13 protein-coding genes are annotated in these 19,098 nt (G+C 70.2%); 6 read left to right on the top strand and 7 right to left on the bottom strand.

The features are described 5' to 3' along the window. Nucleotides 1-14 precede the first annotated feature (14 nt). A complete protein-coding gene (locus LKO27_RS00630) occupies nt 15-749 on the bottom strand; it encodes an NUDIX domain-containing protein (protein WP_227734974.1) in 735 nt (244 codons plus the stop codon). Between the two features lie 63 nt (nt 750-812). Between LKO27_RS00630 and nadA the strand changes: the two genes are divergently transcribed. The 3 genes from nadA to nadC are packed head-to-tail and all read left to right on the top strand — an operon-like array spanning nt 813 to nt 4,329. Next, entirely contained in the window at nt 813-1,826 is a 1,014-nt protein-coding gene (nadA, locus tag LKO27_RS00625; protein WP_227734973.1) for a quinolinate synthase NadA, read from the top strand. Beyond that, complete coding sequence (nadB, locus tag LKO27_RS00620) at nt 1,823-3,448, top strand: L-aspartate oxidase (protein WP_227734972.1); 1,626 nt, start codon at nt 1,823-1,825, stop codon at nt 3,446-3,448. The genes nadA and nadB overlap by 4 nt, the downstream gene beginning before the upstream one ends. Beyond that, nucleotides 3,445-4,329: a carboxylating nicotinate-nucleotide diphosphorylase gene (gene nadC, locus LKO27_RS00615; protein WP_227734971.1), complete on the top strand. Its 885-nt coding sequence runs from the start codon at nt 3,445-3,447 to the stop codon at nt 4,327-4,329. Before nadB ends, nadC begins: the two co-directional genes overlap by 4 nt. Here the strand turns inward: nadC and LKO27_RS00610 are convergent. From LKO27_RS00610 to LKO27_RS00595, 4 genes are all read right to left on the bottom strand, one after another. Beyond that, nucleotides 4,326-4,949 carry a SigE family RNA polymerase sigma factor gene (locus LKO27_RS00610; RefSeq protein ID WP_227737173.1) on the bottom strand — a complete coding sequence of 208 codons (624 nt, stop codon included), beginning with the start codon at nt 4,947-4,949 and terminating at the stop codon, nt 4,326-4,328. The genes nadC and LKO27_RS00610 overlap by 4 nt on opposite strands. Then, nucleotides 4,949-6,412, bottom strand: coding sequence for a hypothetical protein (locus LKO27_RS00605; protein ID WP_227734970.1), 1,464 nt, complete (start codon nt 6,410-6,412; stop codon nt 4,949-4,951). The genes LKO27_RS00610 and LKO27_RS00605 overlap by 1 nt, the downstream gene beginning before the upstream one ends. Before the next feature lie 158 nt (nt 6,413-6,570). Further along, a complete protein-coding gene (locus LKO27_RS00600; protein WP_227734969.1) occupies nt 6,571-8,148 on the bottom strand; it encodes a hypothetical protein in 1,578 nt (525 codons plus the stop codon). Next, on the bottom strand, nt 8,145-8,663 hold the full coding sequence (locus LKO27_RS00595) for a SigE family RNA polymerase sigma factor (protein ID WP_227734968.1): 519 nt from the start codon (nt 8,661-8,663) through the stop codon (nt 8,145-8,147). Before LKO27_RS00595 ends, LKO27_RS00600 begins: the two co-directional genes overlap by 4 nt. Before the next feature lie 166 nt (nt 8,664-8,829). On the opposite strand from LKO27_RS00595, the gene LKO27_RS00590 reads away from it, so the two are divergent. Continuing rightward, the gene (locus LKO27_RS00590) at nt 8,830-9,222 is read left to right on the top strand and encodes a globin (protein WP_370629918.1); all 393 of its coding nucleotides are present in this window, start codon (nt 8,830-8,832) and stop codon (nt 9,220-9,222) included. 22 nt (nt 9,223-9,244) lie between these two features. Then, on the top strand, nt 9,245-10,294 hold the full coding sequence (locus LKO27_RS00585; RefSeq protein ID WP_227734967.1) for a biotin/lipoate A/B protein ligase family protein: 1,050 nt from the start codon (nt 9,245-9,247) through the stop codon (nt 10,292-10,294). 68 nt (nt 10,295-10,362) lie between these two features. On the opposite strand, the gene LKO27_RS00580 is transcribed toward LKO27_RS00585, so the two are convergent. After that, nucleotides 10,363-12,087, bottom strand: coding sequence for a SulP family inorganic anion transporter (locus LKO27_RS00580; RefSeq protein WP_227734966.1), 1,725 nt, complete (start codon nt 12,085-12,087; stop codon nt 10,363-10,365). 139 nt (nt 12,088-12,226) lie between these two features. On the opposite strand from LKO27_RS00580, the gene LKO27_RS00575 reads away from it, so the two are divergent. Next, on the top strand, nt 12,227-12,919 hold the full coding sequence (locus LKO27_RS00575) for a HEAT repeat domain-containing protein (protein WP_227734965.1): 693 nt from the start codon (nt 12,227-12,229) through the stop codon (nt 12,917-12,919). 36 nt (nt 12,920-12,955) lie between these two features. On the opposite strand, the gene LKO27_RS00570 is transcribed toward LKO27_RS00575, so the two are convergent. Then, complete coding sequence (locus LKO27_RS00570; RefSeq protein ID WP_227734964.1) at nt 12,956-18,490, bottom strand: carboxyl transferase domain-containing protein; 5,535 nt, start codon at nt 18,488-18,490, stop codon at nt 12,956-12,958. Between the last annotated feature and the right edge of the window lie 608 nt (nt 18,491-19,098).

The following is a 19,098-nucleotide window of genomic DNA, read 5'->3' as shown; positions in this document are numbered from 1 at the left end:
CCGCAACGCCGGCCTCAGGCGTCGGGGCGGAGCACGGCGAAGGGATCGGTCACCACGAGCCTGTGGTCCCGGAACCGGAAGCGACGCGCGGGCCGCCCCCCGTGGGAGCCGGGTCGCTTCAGTTCACCCGTGGACACGAGCTGCCCGCGGCGGGTCAGCACCCGCTGCAGGTTCGTGGGCGCGACGTCGTGCCCGAGGGCCGCCACGTAGGCGTCCCGTAGTTCGGCGATGGTGAACTCCGCCGGCATGAGCGCGAAGCCGAGGTTGGTGTAGCTGAGCTTGGCCCGCAGCCGGCCGACGGCGTCGGCGACGACCCGGGCGTGGTCGAAGGCCATCTCGGGCAACCCCTCCACCGGCACCCAGGCGGCGCGCTCCGGCAACGGGGGTTCGCTGGAGGTGGGGACGAGACCCAGATAGTTCGTGCCGATCGTGCGCTGGGCAGGATCGCGACCGGGGTCGGAGCTGGTCCCGAGCTGCTCCAGATGGGTGAGACCGGCGACGTCGAGCTTCTCCGCCAGATGCCTGAGCACGGATTCCTCCAGGCTCTCCCCCGGCTCGACCGGTCCGCTGGGCAGCGCGAACCGGCCCTCGAAGGGTTCGCTGGAGCGCCGCGCAAGGAGGACGCACAGCCGCGCGGACACGCCGGGTCCACCGGCGGGATCGGTGCGCCGGACCTGGAGCACGGCGCCGATGGCCTCGTGCCGGTACAGCGCGGCGCCCGCCGAATCGCGGACAGGCGGTCTGGTCATGGCTCGCATGCTACAGTTCCAACCAGTTTTCGCCTCAGAGGCGGTAACCGAAGGGAGCTGTCGATGACCATCCTCCAGGACCACACCGTCTGGAGTCCTTCCGAGATCGCAGCCTGGCAGGCGCGTGTCCACGCCCTGGCGGTGGAACGCGACGCGGTGATCCTCGCGCACAACTACCAGTCGCCGATCATCCAGGACGTCGCCCACCACGTCGGCGACTCGCTGGCGCTCTCCCGAATCGCTGCCACCTCCGAGGCGAGCACGATCGTGTTCGCGGGCGTGCACTTCATGGCGGAGACGGCCAAGATCCTCTCCCCCGACAAGCGCGTCCTGATCCCCGACCAGGCGGCCGGCTGCTCGCTCGCCGACACCATCGACGCCGACCAGCTGCGCGCTTGGAAGGCAGAACACCCCGGCGCAGTCGTCGTCAGCTACGTCAACACCACCGCGGAGGTGAAGGCGGAGACAGACATCTGCTGCACCAGTTCCAACGCGGTCGACGTCGTCCGCTCCATCCCCGCCGACCGCGAGATCCTCTTCCTGCCCGACCAGTTCCTGGGCGCCCACGTGCGTCGAATGACCGGCCGCGACAACATCCACGTCTGGCTGGGCGAGTGCCACGTGCACGCCGACATCTCCCCCAGCGACCTGATCGACGCCGTGCGCGCCAATCCCGACGCCGACCTCTACGTGCACCCGGAATGCGGCTGCACCACCAGCGCGCTCTGGCTGGCCTCCTCCGGCGAACTGCCAGAGGAGCGCACCAGAATCCTGTCAACCGGCGGCATGCTCGACGCGGCGCGCGGCGAGTCCGCCCGGAAGGTGCTGGTGGCCACGGAGGTGGGCATGCTGCACCAGCTCCGAAAGGCCAACCCGACCACCGAGTTCAGCGCGGTGAATCCCGACGCCGTGTGTCCGTACATGAAGCTGAACACCCCCGCGAAGCTGGAGGCCTGCCTCGGCGACCCTGCCCTGACCAGGGAGTTCGAGGTGGACGTGCCCGCAGGCGTCGCCGCCCGGGCGCGGCTCGCCGTCGAGCGGATGGTGGCCATCGGCCAGCCGGGAGGCGGCGAATGATGCTCGCGACGGGGGCACCGGCCGAGCGCGTGCGCACCGGTGTCGTCGTGGTGGGGACGGGCGCGGCGGGGCTCTCGGCCCTGCTCCACCTGGCGGCTGCGGGCCTCGACTGCGTGGCGGTCACCCGCGGGGCCGTCACCGAGTCCGCGACAGCCTGGGCGCAGGGCGGCCTGGCCGCGGTCTGGGACGACGAGGACACCCTCGCCTCGCATGTGGCAGACACCCTCACCGCCGGTGCGGGCCTGTGCGACGACGACGCGGTCGCGGACCTCGTCGCCTCCGCGCCCGCGGCCATCCGGCGGCTGATCGCCCTGGGGGCGCGGTTCGACACCGACCCAACCGGCGCGCTCGACCTCCACCTGGAGGGCGGGCACAGCGCGCGTCGCATCATCCACGCCGACGGCGACGCCTCCGGCGCCGAGGTCGAACGGGCCCTGTGGGCGGCCCTGTCACATGGCCTGGCGGGCTCGCGGACCCGGATCCTGGAGCGCACCCGGCTCGTCGACGTCCTCACCGACCGCACCGGCCGCGCTTGCGGCGTCCGGTTGCTCCACCACGACGGCACGGTCCTGGACCTGCTCGCCGACGCCGTCGTCCTGGCCACCGGCGGCCTCGGGCAGCTGTGGCCCGTCACGAGCAACCCCCCGGGTGCCACCGGCGACGGCGTGGCCGCGGCCCTGCGCGCGGGGGCCGCCGTCCGCGACCTCGAGTTCGTCCAGTTCCACCCCACCGTGCTGGCCGACGACGCCGCCACCCAGCGCGGGGTCCTCATCAGCGAGGCGGTCCGGGGCGAGGGTGCGGTACTTGTCGACGGCGCCGGCCGCCGGATCATGGCCGACGTCCATCCGCTGGCCGACCTCGCCCCGCGCGACGTCGTCTCCGCCGCGATCATGGCCCACCTCACCCGCACCGGGGAGCCGCACGCCTTCCTGGACGCCACGCGCTTCGGGACCGCCAAGTGGGAGCGGCACTTCCCCGGCATCCTCGCGCTCTGCCGCGGGCGCGGCGTCGACCCGGTGACCCAGCCCATCCCCGTCCACCCCGCGGCCCACTACGCCTGCGGCGGGGTGGCGGCCGACCTCGATGGCCGCACCTCGCTGCCCGGGCTGTTCGCCGTCGGGGAAGTGGCCGCCACCGGCGTGCACGGCGCGAACCGGCTGGCGTCGAACTCGCTGACCGAGGCGCTCGTGGCAGGCGACCGGGTAGGTGCCCTGCTGGCGTCGGCGGATCCCGGCCGGCCAGGCTCACCGGCACCCCGGAAGCGTGCCGACGCCGTCGCTCCCGACGCCGTACCCACCCTCCGCGCCGCCATGCAGGAGCACGCGTTCGTGTCCCGTTCCGGTGGCGGCCTGGCCTCCCTCCGCGCGCAGCTGGACGCGGCGCGGCGTGACGCGGGGCGCGTGGACCACGCCGCGCTGACGGCCACGAACCTGCACTGCGTCGCCATCGTGCTGGCGGCGGCGGCCGAGGCTCGCACCGAGTCCCGCGGCAGCCACCGCCGGGCGGACCACCCCGAGACGTCGCCGCACTGGGAGCGCCGGATCGTCGTGCAGCTCGACGATGCGGGCGCGCCGGTGCTCGCGGATGAATACGTCCGCAAGACCGAGAGGACAGCAGCATGACCGACCCCTGGGACGCCGTGGACCCCGCAGAGGTCCGTCGCCTCATCGCAACCGCCCTGGACGAGGACCTCCGGCTGGGCCCGGACGTGACCACGGAGGCCACCGTCGCCGCCGACGCCGCGGGCACGGCCCACGTCGTCGCACGGCAGCCCGGAACCATTGCGGGGGTCCCCGTTGCAATCGAGGTGCTGCGGGAGGTGGCCTCCAGGCTGGGTGCCACGACCTCCGTCGAGGTGGTCCGCGCCGACGGCGCCCGCGTCGCCGCGGGCGACACGGTGCTGAGCATCACCGGACCCATCCGGTGCCTGCTGACCGCCGAGCGGACCCTGCTCAACTTCCTGGGGCAGCTGTCCGGGGTGGCGACGGTGACCGCCGCGTGGGCCGACGCCATCGCCGGCACCGGGGCGCAGGTGCGCGACACCCGCAAGACGGTCCCGGGGCTGCGATCGCTGCAGAAGTACGCGGTGGTCTGCGGAGGCGGGGTGAACCACCGGATGGCGCTCGGCGACGCGGCCCTCATCAAGGACAACCACGTGGCCGCCGCCGGATCCGTCGAAGCCGCCTTCCGTGCGGTGCGCGAGCATTCGCCGGCGATCACCGTCGAGGTGGAGTGCGACACCCTGTCCCAGGTGCGGGAGGCCGTGACCGCCGGGGCCGAGCTGGTCCTGCTGGACAACTTCGATCTCGCCGACACCGTCGAGGCGGTCGCGCTCTGCCGCACCGCCGGGGTGCGGACCGAGGCGAGCGGCGGACTGACGCTGGAGCGGGCGCGTGAAGTGGCCTCGACGGGAGTCGACTACCTCGCCGTCGGGGCCCTCACGCACTCCGCTCCGGTCCTGGACCTGGGCCTGGACCTCAGCCCGTCCCCGTCGGCCGGCTAGCTAGCCGCGCCTCTGTCCAGGGCCGATTCCCCGGAGAGGTGACCGGACCGCGCCAGGGCGGCCCGCCCCCTGTGGGAGTGGGTCTTGACCGATCCGACGGTGATGCCCAGGTCTGCGGCGATCTCCTGCACGCTCCGGTCCTCCAGGTACTGCAGGATGATCACTGCCCGCTGCATCCGCGGCAGTTCAGCGAGCGCCCTCCTGACGTCCATCCGGACGGCGGCCTCACCGTCGCGGATCGCGGAATCCTCCCGCAGGAACTCGGTGGGGCGTTCGTTGCGCCAGCTCTTGCGTCGCCACCACGACACGAAGGTGCGGTAGATCGTGGTGCGCAGGTAGGCCTCGAACTCGCCGTCGTCAGGCATGGAGTCGTAGCGCCCGTAACACTTCGACAATGCCGTCTGCACCAGGTCCTCTGCGTGGTGACGGTCACCGACCAACAACCACGCTGCCCGCCACAACCGAGCCGCCCGGTCCTCGACGAAGCGCTCCAGCCCCAGCTTCTCCAGGGGTGGGTCGAACGATTCGAGAGCGTCGTCGTGACGTTCAGTGACGTCAACGCCGGTTGCTCGCCCCAGCGGCGGGTGCACGAGTGCCTCTTCCATGTCCTCGCGCTCCATCACTTGCCGAAGTATTCCGAGAGCTGGGCCCGCACCGCCGCGGATGGGTGCCACAGCCTCGGCTGCGTGCCGTCCATCCAGGAGTAGGGGTTGCCCTCCACCTCCGCCAATTGCCGCAGGACGAGCGGGCTGCCGTCGTCGGTCCGCAGGACGATGCCATCTCCCTGGTACGTGACGGCGCCGAAGGGGTCGGGAACGGACTTGCTGCCGGCTTCTTCGACGATGGCCTTCACCAGCTCAGCAGGGAGTGACGCCTCGCGCATGTAGGCCTCCTCCCCTGGGCCCTGGTCGTCGCACGCAACACCTTGGTCGATCGTGTCCCGGAAGGTGGCAGGTGCTGGGTGGAACTCGAAGAGCAGGTGGCAGGCCTCCACCTGCGGAACCCAACTGTCAGGAACAGGCGCGTGTGACCCGAGGAGAGGAGCAAGTTCAGCGGCCAGTTCCGGCGACACCAACCAAACCATCTGGTTCGCATCCTCCCGGGTGCCGTCGTACCAGAAGAACGCCATTGCCCCGGGGCGGTACTCGGCCAGTTCGAGGACGAATTGCTCGCCCTGTTCGGTTCTGAGAAGCAGCGTTGTGGCGATACCGCCGGAAAGTAGGTCCGAGTTCCGCTCCGACGCAACCCTTGCCTCGGCCGCGATCCGCTTGACCAGATCCGCCGGGATCTCGACCTCGGCGAGTGGCTCCAGCGTCATGATGTCCCCGCCCGTGCACACCGACCCCTCGATGAAGTTGTCGTCAAGGCTCACCGACGCGCCGGGACCGGCCGCCTGGTGGTCGTCGCAGCTGTCTGTCTCCGTGGGTTGCGTGAACTGCTTGCCCAGGTGTGCGCCGAGCTCGTCAGCGGTGTGCTGATCCGGGACCCAGACTCGCTCGTCGTCGAGCATCTTCCAGACGTAGGCGAGTGCCCCGTCGTCGCGGCTGATCTGCCACAGTTCCAGCAGTTCACCCGTTTCGAACTGGAAGAACAGCGAGGAGTCCTCCCTGCTCCATTCACCCTCGGACCTCTCAGACCAGAACATGGCCTGCGAGCTCATGCTCAGGCCCGGCACTTCCAACTGCACGCCCGTCGGAGTCTGCTTGGTGAGGGTCCCGATGCACACCAACGTCGTCGCCGGCCCAGGCTCAGGGAACCCCGTGACCGGCTCGAGCACGTCGTCCACCCTGCAAAGGTCGGTACCGGTCGCGGAGGCGTCAGGGCTCGGGCTCGCGGACTCCGTTGGCGGCGGGGCCGTGGCGCTGCTGGTGGGGGACGCGTCCGTCGGCACGGCGTCGATCCCGGAGTCGGCCATCGTCAGCGCGAAGGGCGCCACCAACCCGACGGCGACTGCCGATGCCAGACCAGCCACCAGCCCTTGCCTGCGACGCCGCTTGGCGCGAGCACCGTCGAGCCAGCCACCGGTTGCGGGAACCGGCGGCACGCTCTCGCCCAGTGTTCGGGAGAACTCATCGTCCTTCATCGGAAGACCTTTCGAATCCGCTGGACCGGGCCCAGGGTCGGGCCGGGTTCCGCTCGCCCCCCCGTAACGATGACCGGACGCCATCAGGTTGACACGCGAAACGCGTCGCGTTCGGACCGGTTCTTCCGATCCGAGCGCGACGCGGTCGCTTCCGGCGATCAGGCTGCCAGGTATGGCGCGAGTTCCGACGCCAAGCCCGGGGACACCTCCCAGATCATCAGATCCGCGCCGTCCTGCCAGATGAAAGCCAACTGATCAGGGATGTCGTAGGAGAGTTGGTGCACGATCATGGGATTGCCTTCGTCCGTGACCAGGATCAGCGAGGCGTCCTCAAAGGTCCAGCCACCCCTGTCGTCCACGACGGATTCCGTGGACGCCTCGCTCACCACGGCTTCGAGCAGATCAGAGGGCAGGGCAATCTCCCTCGGATAAGCCTGGCTCAGGGTGTCCGTGCAGACGAATCCCTCGCTGATCGGGTCCTCGAGAGTGACCTCGACGTCGGATTCCACCGTGTTGCTCGGCCTGCAGAAGCGCGGCAAGGTCGGGGGCACCGACTCGTCAGGTTGCGGCTCAACCGAAGGGGTCACGGAGCCGTCAGGTGTGGGGTCGACCACGGTCTCGTCGGGAGTGGGTTCCACCACCGGCTGGTCGACCGGTGGGTCCACAGGGATCTCACTGGGCTCGTCCATCATGATCGGCTGCAGTTCGGCCTTGAGTTCCGGCGACGGGGCCCAGGTCCACGTGACGCCCTCGGCGTCGGTGTACCAGAAGCTCTCCCCGCGGTCGGGTGAAGTCAGCTGCAACCAGTCACCCCAGCCATCCACCATGGTCAACCAGGCGTTGCCCGGGCCCGCAGGTTGCCCCTTGACCGAATTCGACTCGATCTCACGCTTGACGCCGGCCGCCAGATATGGATCAAGCGGGCTCTGGCCAGACATGTTGCCGCTGGGGCTGTCCGCGCACAGAAAGACGAACAGAGTGTCCTTGAGCGCCGGCACGAGCATCGATGAAGCCGGCTGGCAGGGTGGGTTCGTCTGCAGCTCGGTGGGTGTGTCGGCACCGCTGCGCTGGTCGCGCCACAAGCCCTTCAGCACGTCCAGGAACTCCACGCCACCCTCGCGGTAGGTCGTGCCGTAATTGATCGTCTGGCAACCGTGGGTCTCACCGTTGACCACCTCCGTGGAACCGTCCCCGTACTCGAGGACCACCCGGTAGGCCAGGGAGTACTCAGCGGTGCACATGATGGCGGCGATGTCGAGTTCCGGCTGGGAATCCACGAATTGGTAGATCTGGTCAACTCCTGTTTCCAGACCCTCGAGCGGACCGACGGTGCCCGCGGAATTCTCGGCGCTGGCGTCTCCGCAGAGCCAGGCGCGGACGGCGCCGTCGCGGAGTTGGGTCTGCTCGTTGCCCTGCACCAGTTGGCCGGCCTCGTCGAAGCAGGCCGCCGCGCCGAAGGTGGTGGGGGCTGCCGGGGCCGGCAACTCAGGGCTCGGGCTCTGCAACGGAGTCGGGGTCTCGCTCGAGCTCTCGGCGGGATTGGCGACAATCCGGGGATCGTCGCCCAGGTTCAGGCCCACCGGCACCGCCAGTGCGAGCGCCAGCACGCCTGCCATCCCCGCCAAGGTGATGTTCCGGTTGCGTCGCCTGCGGAGCGCTCCCGCTGCCCAGCCGTCGGGGGCGGGCGATTCGGGAACGATGTCCTTGAAGGCCTTGGAGAACTGGTCGTCGGTCATTGCTTCACCCCTGCATCTGCCAGATGGACGGAGCCGCGCAGGGCTGCGCGACCTCGATGGGAGTGTGCCTTGACCGTGCCGGGCGCGATGCCCAGCTCGCGCGCGATGTCCTCGACGCTGCGGTCCTCCAGGTACTGCAGCACCAGTACCGCGCGCTGCATCCGGGGCAGCCCGTCGAGCGCCCGCATCAGGTCCATCCGCAGCGACGACGTCTCCGCCGAGGCTTGCGAACGCTCCTCCGGGACCAACCCGGTGGGCGACTCGTTGCGCCAGCTCATCCGACGCCACCAGGACACGAAAGTCCGGTAGATGGCGGTTCGGACGTAGGCCTCGAACTCCTCGTCGCTTCCGATGGAGTCGTAGCGCCCGTAACACTTCGACAACACCGCCTGCACGAGGTCCTCGGCGTGTTGCCGATCACCCGTCAGCAGCCAGGCCGCACGCCAGAGCCTGCGGCCCCGATCGGTGACGAACCGCTCGAAACCGCGAACCTCTGTGACGTCCTGCTCGGCCATGACACCTCCTGCCCCTACAACGCGATGGCGGGCGCCGCGGTTTACCCCAATGGTCCCACCACGTTTGCCTCTCCCCGGCTGTGGGCGTTCCAATGGACCTCGTGAACGTTCTGAGAGTGGCGTCGGGGGAACCAGGGCCCCGGACCGATCTGGAAGACTGGCTGGCGTGAGTGAGCAGGAGATCCCCCCGACGTTCTACGAGCGGGTCGGCGGGCACGAGACCTTCGTCAAGCTGGTGGCCCGCTTCTACGAAGGCGTCGCCCAGGACCCACCGCTTCGGGAGCTGTACCCCGAGGAGGACCTCCGCCCGGCGGAGGAGCGGCTGCTGCTGTTCCTGGAGCAGTACTGGGGCGGCCCAAAGACCTACCAGGAGACGCGCGGCCACCCCCGGCTGCGGATCCGGCACGCTCCCTTCCGGGTGACCCACACACAGCGCGACCGTTGGCTGCACCACATGATGGCCGCCGTCGACACGCTCGGGCTGTCCGCGCTCGACGACCTCGAACTGCGCGACTACCTCACCCGTGCCGCGCACTTCATGATCAACGCAGACGAGTAACCAGCCGCGCTAGGGTCGGTCCATGCGCGGTGAGTACAAGGTCCCAGGTGGAAAGTTGGTCGCCGTCGAGGTGGAGGTGGCCGACGGCCGACTCAGCCGCGCGGCGCTTTCAGGCGACTTCTTCCTGGAACCCGACGAGGCCCTGGACGACATCAACGACGCCCTCGTCGGCCTGCCGGAGAGTGCGTCGGTGGCCGACATCGCCACCGCCATCTCCAACCGGCTTCGCACCGGGACCAACATGATCGGGTTCAACCCGGAGGCGGTCGGCATCGCTGTGCGACGTGCGCTGGGACATGCCACGGGGTGGGAGGACCACGTCTTCGACGTCATCGAACCTGTCCGGATGGACCCGAGGATGCACGTCGCCCTCGACGAGGTGCTGGCCACCGACGCCGCGCACGGCAGAACCGGCCCGAGCTTCCGGCTCTGGGACTGGGACAGCCCACTGGTCGTGATCGGGTCCTTCCAGTCCTACCGCAACGAGATCGACGAGGAGGGCGCCGCCCGGCACGGCATCGACGTCGTGCGCCGCATCACCGGCGGCGGAGCCATGTTCATGGAACCCGGCAACTGCGTCACCTACTCGCTGGTGGCGCCGACGTCGCTGGTGGAGGGTCTGAGCTTCGAGCGCAGCTACGAGTTCCTGGACCAGTGGGTGATGGGGGCGCTGGAGGAACTGGGCGTGAAGGCCCGCTACGTGCCGCTCAACGACATCGCCAGCGACAAGGGCAAGATCGCAGGCGCGGCGCAGCGTCGACTCGCGGGCGGCATGGTGCTGCACCACGTCACGATGGCCTACGACATCGACGCCGACAAGATGCTCGACGTGCTGCGCATCGGGCGCGAAAAGCTCTCCGACAAGGGCACGAGGTCCGCCAACAAGCGCGTCGACCCCCTCCGGTCCCAGACCCAGCTGCCGCGCGACGAGATCATCGCCTCCTTCCTGGCCCACTTCGAGGGCCGCTACAAGACCCGGCGACGCACCTACACCGACGACGAACTCGCCCGGGCACGGGACCTGGTGGAGACCAAGTTCGCCGACGACGAGTGGACCAGGCGCGTCCCCTGAGCCCGCAAGTGTGGCGCAACCGGGCCTGAGTACCGACCCGCATGCGCCACGCTTCCCACGCGTCGGCGTCAGCCAGCCGGGTTCTGTCTGACCCAGGCGTCGTAGGCCTCCTCCGCCGTCGGCAGCGTCGGGAAGATGAAGTCCTCACCGACCAGTTCGATGAAGCCGGCCGCCTCCAGGTCGTCGCGCAGGTCCTGCTTCACGCGCGCCATCGCCAGCACGACCCCGCGCTTCCTGAGCTCGTCCCGCAGGGTGCGCAGCATGTCGACGGCGGTGCTGTCCACCTCCACGTTCGCCTCCGCGTTGATCAGCAACCACCGGGCCGGCGTCGGCGCGGAGTCCACCGCCTCGAGTGCCCGTCGGATGAAGTTGTCGGCGTTGGCGAAGAACAGCGGGGCGTCGTAGCGGTAGACCACCAGACCGGGCACCTGCACCGCGTCGGGGTAGTCGTCGATGTCGTGCATTCCTGCCACCCCCGGCGGCCGGCCGAGGATGCCGTCATGCGGCCGGGCCAGCCGCCGCAGCAACTCCAGCAGCGACAAGGCGATCGCCACGCCGATCCCCTGCAGCACGCCCAGGAAGAGCACCCCCAGCGTGGTGAGCACGGCCAGGGCCAGTTCGCTGCGGCGGAACCTGGCGATCCGGCGCCACTGGCCGGGCTGGATGAGCCGGACAGCGGCGTAGATGACCACCGCGCCGAGCGCCGCGCGGGGGAAGACCGCCAGCACGGGGCCGCCGACGAAGAGGACCACCACCACGACGCCCGCCGCCACCAGGGAGTGCAGTTGGGTGCGGGTGCCGACGGAGTCCCCGAGCGCGGTGCGGGAACCGCTGCAACTGACCGGAAAGGCGCTGCCCAGACCGGCGGCCAGGTTGGCCACGCCCAGCGCGAGGAACTCCTGGTTGGCGTCCACCCGTTCCCCCCGCTGGGCTGCGAACGCCCGGCCGGTGAGGACGACGTCGGAGTACCCGACTACGGTGACCCCGACGGCGGCGGCCATGAGCAGGGCCGGGTCGAGTCCGGAGAAGTCCGGGATCCCCAGCGCGGGCAGACCGCTGGGGATGTCGCCCACGAGTTCAACCCCTCGAGCCCCGAGGTCGAACACCCAGGACGCCAGCGCCGCGAGCGCGACGAAGATCAGCGGTCCCGGCAGCTTGGGCACGAGCGCCAGCAGGCCGAACAGAAGCACCAGCCCGGCGACGCTGATGCCAACGGTGAGCGGGTCCGCCTCCCCGACGCCGGCGATGGTCTGGCGGACCTCCTCGTAGGGCGAGTCCGCGTCGAGCGCGATCCCGGTGACCTCGTCGAGCTGGCTGGTGATCATCAGCACCGCGATGCCTGTCATGTATCCCACCAGCACCGGTTTGGACAGGAGGTCGGCGAGGAATCCCAGCCGCGCCAGCCAACCCGCCACGCAAACCGCGGCGACGGCGAGCGCCAGCGCCGCGGCCACGTCGGCGGCACGGTCCTGCCCCACCGAGCCGATGAGGCCCCCCACCGCCGCAGCGGTCATGAGCGCGGTGGTCGACTCCGGCCCGACCGACAACTGCCGCGAAGACCCCAGGACCGCGTAGACAACCAACGGTCCGATGGAGGCCCACAGGCCCACCACCGGCTCCATCCCCGCAACGACCGCGTAGGCCATGACCTGCGGGACCAGGTAGGCGGCCACGGTCACGCCTCCGACGACGTCCCCGCCCAGCCAGGCGCGTTCGTAGTGCCGCAACACGGAGACGCCGGGCAGCAGACCGCGCAGGAGATCGCGCCCGCCAGCAGCCGACCTCCTCGCCATGTCGCAACGTTACGCCGAAACGTCGCCCGACAAGGCCAAGCGGGTGCAACGGGCGCCCGCGAACGCATCGCCGCGAGCGCGGCTTGACCCTCACGCGACGTGAGGGTGTGTAGTGGGGCGAGGTCGAAAGGAGACCGCGATGCCAGCAACCACAGACCAGATCACCAAGCTCCACAGCGCGCTGTCCCACGAGAGCGCCAACGTGCGCCTGAGGGCGGCCCTCGCCGCCGGTACCTACCCCGACGCAGCCTTCGTCGAGGCGCTGGTCGAGCGTTGCGGAGTCGAGCCGGACTTCGGCGTTCGCGACATGCTGACGTGGGCCCTGATCCACCAGCCCCATGACGACGTCCTGCGGCAACTCCGGGTGGACCTGCACTCCTCCTACGCCCAGGCCCGCGGGCAGGCACTGCACACGCTGTCCAAGCTGAAGACGCCGGGAACGTGGGAGTGGCTGACCGTGGACCACGTCCACGACACCGACGACGTCGTAGCCCGTCCCGCGTGGCGGGCCGCCGTCGCCCTGGTCCCGGACCACGAGGTGGAGTGGCTGGCCCGGGAACTCGTCAGGGAACTGGGCAGGTCTGACTACGACGCCATGCGCAGCCTCAGCCGGGCGCTCGTCGATCTCGGGAGCCGGACCGCCGCACAGCTCGGCCCCGAGGGCCCGTCGCTGGTCGAATCGCTGTTGGAGCAGGCTGCCGCCACGAGCGACAACCTGAAGGTTCAGGCCCACGCCGAGGCAACGCTACGCCTGCACCGCGACCCCACCACCCCGTTCTCGCTGACGCAGTCCGAGGCGATCGACGTCGCGATGGGCATCCCGGCGAGCTGACCCGCAAGGGTCCATGGACACCCCGAGGCGGCCGCGTCAGATCAACTGGCGCGCCCGCCTCGGCGTCTCACTGGCAGCGGCGGGTCCCTCGAAGGCCTCGATGGTCTCGATGATGGCGGGCCGCAGCTGCGACGTCGCGATCACCTTGTCCACGGCCCCCACCTCCACTGCACGGTGGATGCTGTGGATGCCGTCGAACTCCGCGGCAACCTCGGAGATCTTCTCCGCCCGCACCGACTGCTTGAGTTCGGCCAGCGCCAGCTGCAGTTCGCCGCGCTCCTCGGGAGCGGCCGAGCGCAGGCGTGCGTCCAGTTCGGTCACCCGGGGGTCGGTCTCGGTGCGCTTGCGCACGTCGCCGGCGAAGACCACGGCCGCCGCGGGGGCGCCGCCAAGCACGGAGGCGAAGGAGCCCTCGAGCGCGAGCACGGTCATGTTCTCGTTGAGCCGCTTGGAGAAGACCACGAACGCGCCGCCGTGGTAGCGGGAGATCACCACGAAGACGATGGGTCCGTCGAAGTTCACCACCGCACGGCCGATCTCGGCCCCGTACTCCAGCTGGAGGTTGCGCATGGACTCGGGCGAACCGTCGAAACCCGAGAGGTTGGCCAGCACCACCACGGGCCGGTTGCCCGAGGCGGTGTTGATCCCCCGCGCCACCTTCTTGCTGGAACGCGGGAACAGGGTGCCGGCGGTGAAGGTCTCCGGACCGTCGGCCGGCGGGAACCCGCGCCGCGGCACGGGCGAGGACTCGATCCCGATGACGGTCACAGCGTGCCCGCCCACCCTGCCGTCCATGACGACGGCGGTCTCGGCGTCGGCCATGCCTGCCCAGCGCTCGCTCGTCGGGTGGTCGGCGTCCACGACGGCGGCGATCACGGTGCGGATGTCGAAGGGCTTCTTGCGGTCCGGGTTGTGCTCGGCGGAGAAGATCTCGCCCACGGTAGCGAACTCGCTGCCCGGGATGTCGTGGGGGTAGTCGGAGATGTCGCGGTCTGCCGGATCCTGCGTCGGCGCCCGTCGCGGCCCGGTCTCACCCGGCGCGACATAGGTGTGTTCGTAGTGGCCCATGAGGATCTCCAGCGCGGCCCCCAGGTTGGGCGCCCAGTACTGGGCCTGGCCGTTGGGACCCATGACGCGGTCGTAGCCGCCGATGCCGAAGTTGTCCTCGGCGGAGACGCCACCGGAGAAGTCGAGCGACTGCTTGCCGGTTAGCACCATGGCCGAGTCCGGGGTCATCACCAGGATGCCCTTGGTGTGCATCAGCATCGTGGCTTCGGCGTTCCAGTACGGCTGGGCGCCGACGTTGATGCCCGCGACGACGATGTTGATCTCGCCCCCGGCCTGCGTGAACTCGACGATGCGTCGCAGCGCCGCGCCCACCCAGTCCATGTTCTCCACGCCGGAGTCCATGGCGATCCGTGCACCGGAGCTGAGGGTGAACCACTCCACCGGGATGCCCTGTTCCTCGGCGAGGTCGAGCGCGGCGATGATGCGGGCGCACTCGGGCTCGGCGACGGCTCCCAGACCCTTGGTCGGGTCACCCGACAGGGCGATGCGCGTGATCCCCTCGGGATGGAGTTCGGTCGGGGTGGTGACGCGGGCGCAGATGATGCCGGCCTTGTTCCGCCCGGGCGCGCGGTCGACGTCGACGAGGCGGCCGTTCTCGTCCAGGTCCATCTCGACGAGCGTCCCTCCCGGGCCGGCGAGGGTCTCGGTGAGCTCGTAGGGGTAGACCAGCCCGCGACGGCGCGCGCGCAGCACCTTGCCGGCGTAGTCGTCGAGCGGCTTGAGCGGTTCGGTCGGGGGTGGCGTGACCGACGCGGTGACCCCGGCTCCGGCCTTCGCGTGGAACCGGACCGCGAGCGGCTTCGGCGTGCCGTCGCCCTGCGCGAACCGGCCGTGGCAGAGGACCTCCTCGATGCCCGCGCCGTCGGAGAGGGGGGTGATCTTGTTCTTCAGCGGGATCAGGTCCGCCAGGTCCAGGTGGACCTCCGGCCAGACGTGCACCCAGACGTGGTTCATGTCGAGCTTGCTGCCCGCGGCACCCCGGGCGGCACGGGTGCGGCGGATGGCCTCCAGGCAGTGCTCCACGGCGCGCTCGGCATGGGGCAGGCCGACGAGGCGGCCGTCGGAGTCGTAGACGGCGGCTAGCTGGCGGACCTGCGCCATGGCCACCAGCCGGCGGTCCTCAGGGTTGGTCCGCGCGACGCACTCGAACAGCAGCACGTCGGTGGGCGCCGGCAGCCGGGTGAGGTCGAAGTCCCGCAGGCGCCACAGGTCGAGGCGGCGGATCGACATCGGATGCAGCCCGCGGATGCGGACGTCCTCGACGGGTTCACCGTCCGGGAAGCGGAAGGTGCGGTAGTCCACTTCGCCGGAGGACTTGCAGATCCCGACGGCGACCCGGCGCACGCAGCTGTCCAACTGCCACGACGCCAGGGTCCCGGCCAGCGACTCGCCGACCTCGTCGGTGTCGGCGTCGTCGGGGAACAGCACGTAGAGCTCGGCCACGGCCTGGCTGTCCGCCGGCCGCACACCGATCTCGTGGGCGACAAGCCGGTTCAGCGGACCGCCCGGGGCCAGTTCGTCCGCGGTGCCCACCGACGAGATGAACCGGGTGGGCCGTTCGTCGAGCCGGTAGTCGGCCACCAGCACCGGCCGGCCCCAGCTGTCGAAGCGGTGCACGCCGGTCAGGTCGTGGTCCGAGTAGTACTTGCGCAGCAGCACTTCCAGCATCGGCTCGGTGGGGGTGACGCCGAAGCGGCCCAGGCGTGCGGCCAGGAAGTTCGCGGTCCACTCGGGGATCGCGGCCAGGGCTGCGATGCGTTCCTCGTAGTCGGGTGCGTCCGGGCCGGCCGCGAGGGCCTCCACCTCGTCGGCGACGCCGGCCAGCACGGAGTCGCGGTTGGCGTCCACCTGCGGCTGGTCGAACCAGCGGAACCGCACGGACCGGGCCTGGTCACCCACCGCGGGGTAGCGCAGCTGGGTGGCGCCCTTGAGCCTTTCGAGCTGGGCCCGGGCGGAACCGGCGCGCTCGGCGTCGGGCGCGGGCTCCGACATCCAGCGGTCCAGGATGGCCATCACGATCTGGACGTCGGTGGCCATCCGCTTCTGGGCCAGGAAGATCCGGAAGACCGCCTGCTCCAGTTCGGGCGTCCGGTCCAGCGACTCGACGCCGTAGTGACGCAGCACGCGCTTGAGGCGGCACTCGAAGTGCTCCGGCAGGCCGGCGCGCTCGGCGTCGAGGGTGGTCAGGTAGCGGTGGAAGTGCTCGCGGTCGGAATGGACCCGCAACTCCGTGCTCGCGTCCTCCCCGAACGGCCGGTTGCGGCTCAGCTCGGCGAGGTCGGCGAACAACTCGATCAGCGAGATCTCGCCGGTGAGGACGTCCCCGCCTTCGGCGATCACCTCGTCGCGCGCAGCCAGGTAGCGCTTGACCAGGGCCGCCGAGGGGTCGACGTCGAAGCCCATGAGGGTGGCCGACAGGTCGGCGCACAGCTGCCGGGCCCGCGTGGCGGCGTCGGCGTCGTCGGCGGTTGGGGGAAGTTCGACGGGGGCCGCCTCGGTGGCCGCTGCGGCGTCGCCACCGTTGCCGATCGGCTCCAGCCGCACCAGCGGCGCGAGCGTCTCCACCTGGGAGCCGGTCATCGCCAGCAGTTCCTTCACGCGGCCGGCGAACGGCGCGGGGATGACGGTTTCCATCTTCATGGACTCCAGCACGATCACCGGCGTCCCGGCTTCCACCTCGTCGCCCACCTTGACGGGCGTGGCGACGACGAGCGCCGGCGCGGGTGAGCGCAGGATGCCGCCCTCGTCGCGGGAGATCCGGTGCATGACCTCGTCCACCTCCACGAGATGGATGGGGCCGTGCATGGCGGAGACGACGTGGTGGCGCACCCCGTTGACCGTGATGCGGCCATGCACCTCGTCGAGCCGCTGGACCTCGACCTGCGTGGGCACGCCGTCTACGACTACGCGGTAGCGCTCGTTGCCGGTGGCGTAGGCGCTCACCTTGTGTGCGACGCCGCGCAGCTTGAGGTCGGCGCTGACGCCGGACTTGTGCTGCGTCTGCGGGCGGCCGCCGTGGGCAGTCTCCAGGAGCCGGTCGCGCTCGCGGGCGGTGGTCTCGTCGTAGGCCTCGATGGCCGCTACGACCAGCGCGACGCCGGCGTGGGCGTCGGCGACGAGGCCCCCCTCGGCGCGCACCCGGTCGATCCAGCCGGTGTCGGCCCACGGGACCCCGGGGTCGCCGCCGCAGACCTCGGGCTGGTCGAGCAGCTCGAGGACGAAGCTCTTGTTCGTGGCGCCGCCCTCGATGACGACGGTGGTGTCGGCCATGGCGCGCCGCAGGCGACCGAGCGCTTCCGCGCGGGTGCGGCCGTGCGCGATGATCTTGGCGATCATCGAGTCGAAGTCCGCGGGGATGACGTCGCCCTCGGCGACTCCGGTGTCCACCCGGATGCCGGGGCCGGTGGGCAGGTCGAGCCGGGTGATGAGGCCCGGGCTCGGAGCGAAGTCGCGGTCGGGGTCCTCCGCGTTCAGGCGGGCCTCGACGGCGTGTCCGAACTCGGTGGGACGCTCCTCGAGTGCTCCGCCCGCGGCGACGTGCAGCTGCGCCTTGACCAGGTCGAAGTCATTTGTCACCTCAGTGATGGGGTGCTCCACCTGCAGGCGGGTGTTGACCTCCAGGAACGCGAACAACTTCTCGCCGGGATGGTAGAGGAACTCGACGGTGCCCGCCCCCTGGTATCCGACGGCCAGCGCGAGCCGCTCCGCCGAGGCCTTGAGCTCGTCTGACTGCTCCTTCGTCAGGAGCGGGGACGCCGACTCCTCGATGATCTTCTGGTTGCGACGCTGGACGGTGCAGTCCCGCACGCCGATTGCCCAGGCCTGGCCGTGGCTGTCGGCGATGACCTGCACCTCGACGTGGCGGGCGCCGGTGACGAGCTTCTCGAGGAACACGACGCCGGAGCCGAACGCCCGCTGCGCCTCGTCGCGGGTGCGCTGGTAGGCCTCGCGAAGTTCGTCGGCGGAGGCCACCTTGCGGATGCCGCGGCCGCCGCCACCCGCCGTCGCCTTCAGCATGAGCGGGTAGCCGATTCGTTCGGCGGCCGCGAGGGCATCGTCGAGGGTGTCCACTCCCCCGCGCGACCAGGGTGCGACGGGGACGCCGACCTCCTCGGCGATCAGCTTGGAGCCGATCTTGTCGCCCAGCTTGCGCATGGCGTCACCGGAGGGGCCGATGAACTTGATGCCCAGGCTCTCGACGCGGTCGGCGAACGCCGCGTCCTCAGCCACAAAGCCCCAGCCCACCCAGACGGCGTCGGCTCGGGCCTCGACGAGCACCTTGGCCAGCAGGTCGTGGTTCAGGTACGGGCGCTCGGAGGCCGGGCCCAGCGGGTAGGCCTCGTCGGCCTCGCGGGCGAACATGGCCGAGCGCTCGGCGTCGGTGTAGAGGGCGATGGTCGTGATCGGCGCAGCATCCCGGTTCTCGGCGTTCAGGTCGCGAACGGCGTGGATGAGCCGCATTGCGGCCTCGCCCCGGTTGACGATGGCGATGCGCTGGAACACGTGGACCTCCTGAAAGCAGACTCCACCCCTGAAAGGGGCTGAGGACGAATCTTCCACCGATCTTGGCCGCTGGCGAGTCGGCGCGGCGACAAGGGCGTCCACATTCTGGAAGCAACCGGTGAGCGTCCAAGCGTGGGCGGGGAACTTTGTGCACTCCCAACAACCGCAGCGTCGGCGCCCACAGCTTGGCGCACCCCCGCCGCGCTCGGTCGCCACGCCAACACCAGCGCTTCTACGCCAACACCAGCGCTTCCACGTCAACACCAGCGCTCCCACGCCAACACCAGCGTTATCGCTCACCACCAGCCCTCCACGGCTGGTACCCACAAACAACGCTGGTAAACCGCAGACACCAGCGCTCCCACGCCAACACCAGCGCTCCCACTCAAACACCAGCGTTATCGCTCACCACCAGCCCTCTACGGCTGGTACCCACAAACAACGCTGGTAAACCGCAGACACCAGCGCTCCCACGCCAACACCAGCCCTCCCACTCAAACACCAGCGTTATCGCTCACCACCAGCCCTCTACGGCTGGTGCCCACAAACAACGCTGGTAAACCGCAGACACCAGCGCTCCCACGCCAACACCAGCCCTCCCACGCCAA

The organism is Tessaracoccus sp. OS52 (assembly GCF_020687685.1).
GTDB lineage: Bacteria > Actinomycetota > Actinomycetes > Propionibacteriales > Propionibacteriaceae > Arachnia.
This window is presented reverse-complemented; position numbering and strand designations above follow the sequence as displayed.

What these genes read in the sequence shown, in the direction of transcription:
- nadA (WP_227734973.1), top strand. Translation starts at nt 813, where the DNA reads ATGACCATCCTCCAGGACCACACCGTCTGGAGTCCTTCCGAGATCGCA.
- LKO27_RS00575 (WP_227734965.1), top strand. Translation starts at nt 12,227, where the DNA reads ATGCCAGCAACCACAGACCAGATCACCAAGCTCCACAGCGCGCTGTCC.
- LKO27_RS00600 (WP_227734969.1), bottom strand. Translation starts at nt 8,148, where the DNA reads ATGACCGACGACCAGTTCTCCAAGGCCTTCAAGGACATCGTTCCCGAA.
- LKO27_RS00630 (WP_227734974.1), bottom strand. Translation starts at nt 749, where the DNA reads ATGACCAGACCGCCTGTCCGCGATTCGGCGGGCGCCGCGCTGTACCGG.
- nadC (WP_227734971.1), top strand. Translation starts at nt 3,445, where the DNA reads ATGACCGACCCCTGGGACGCCGTGGACCCCGCAGAGGTCCGTCGCCTC.
- nadB (WP_227734972.1), top strand. Translation starts at nt 1,823, where the DNA reads ATGATGCTCGCGACGGGGGCACCGGCCGAGCGCGTGCGCACCGGTGTC.
- LKO27_RS00610 (WP_227737173.1), bottom strand. Translation starts at nt 4,949, where the DNA reads ATGGAGCGCGAGGACATGGAAGAGGCACTCGTGCACCCGCCGCTGGGG.
- LKO27_RS00605 (WP_227734970.1), bottom strand. Translation starts at nt 6,412, where the DNA reads ATGAAGGACGATGAGTTCTCCCGAACACTGGGCGAGAGCGTGCCGCCG.
- LKO27_RS00585 (WP_227734967.1), top strand. Translation starts at nt 9,245, where the DNA reads ATGCGCGGTGAGTACAAGGTCCCAGGTGGAAAGTTGGTCGCCGTCGAG.
- LKO27_RS00580 (WP_227734966.1), bottom strand. Translation starts at nt 12,087, where the DNA reads ATGGCGAGGAGGTCGGCTGCTGGCGGGCGCGATCTCCTGCGCGGTCTG.
- LKO27_RS00595 (WP_227734968.1), bottom strand. Translation starts at nt 8,663, where the DNA reads ATGGCCGAGCAGGACGTCACAGAGGTTCGCGGTTTCGAGCGGTTCGTC.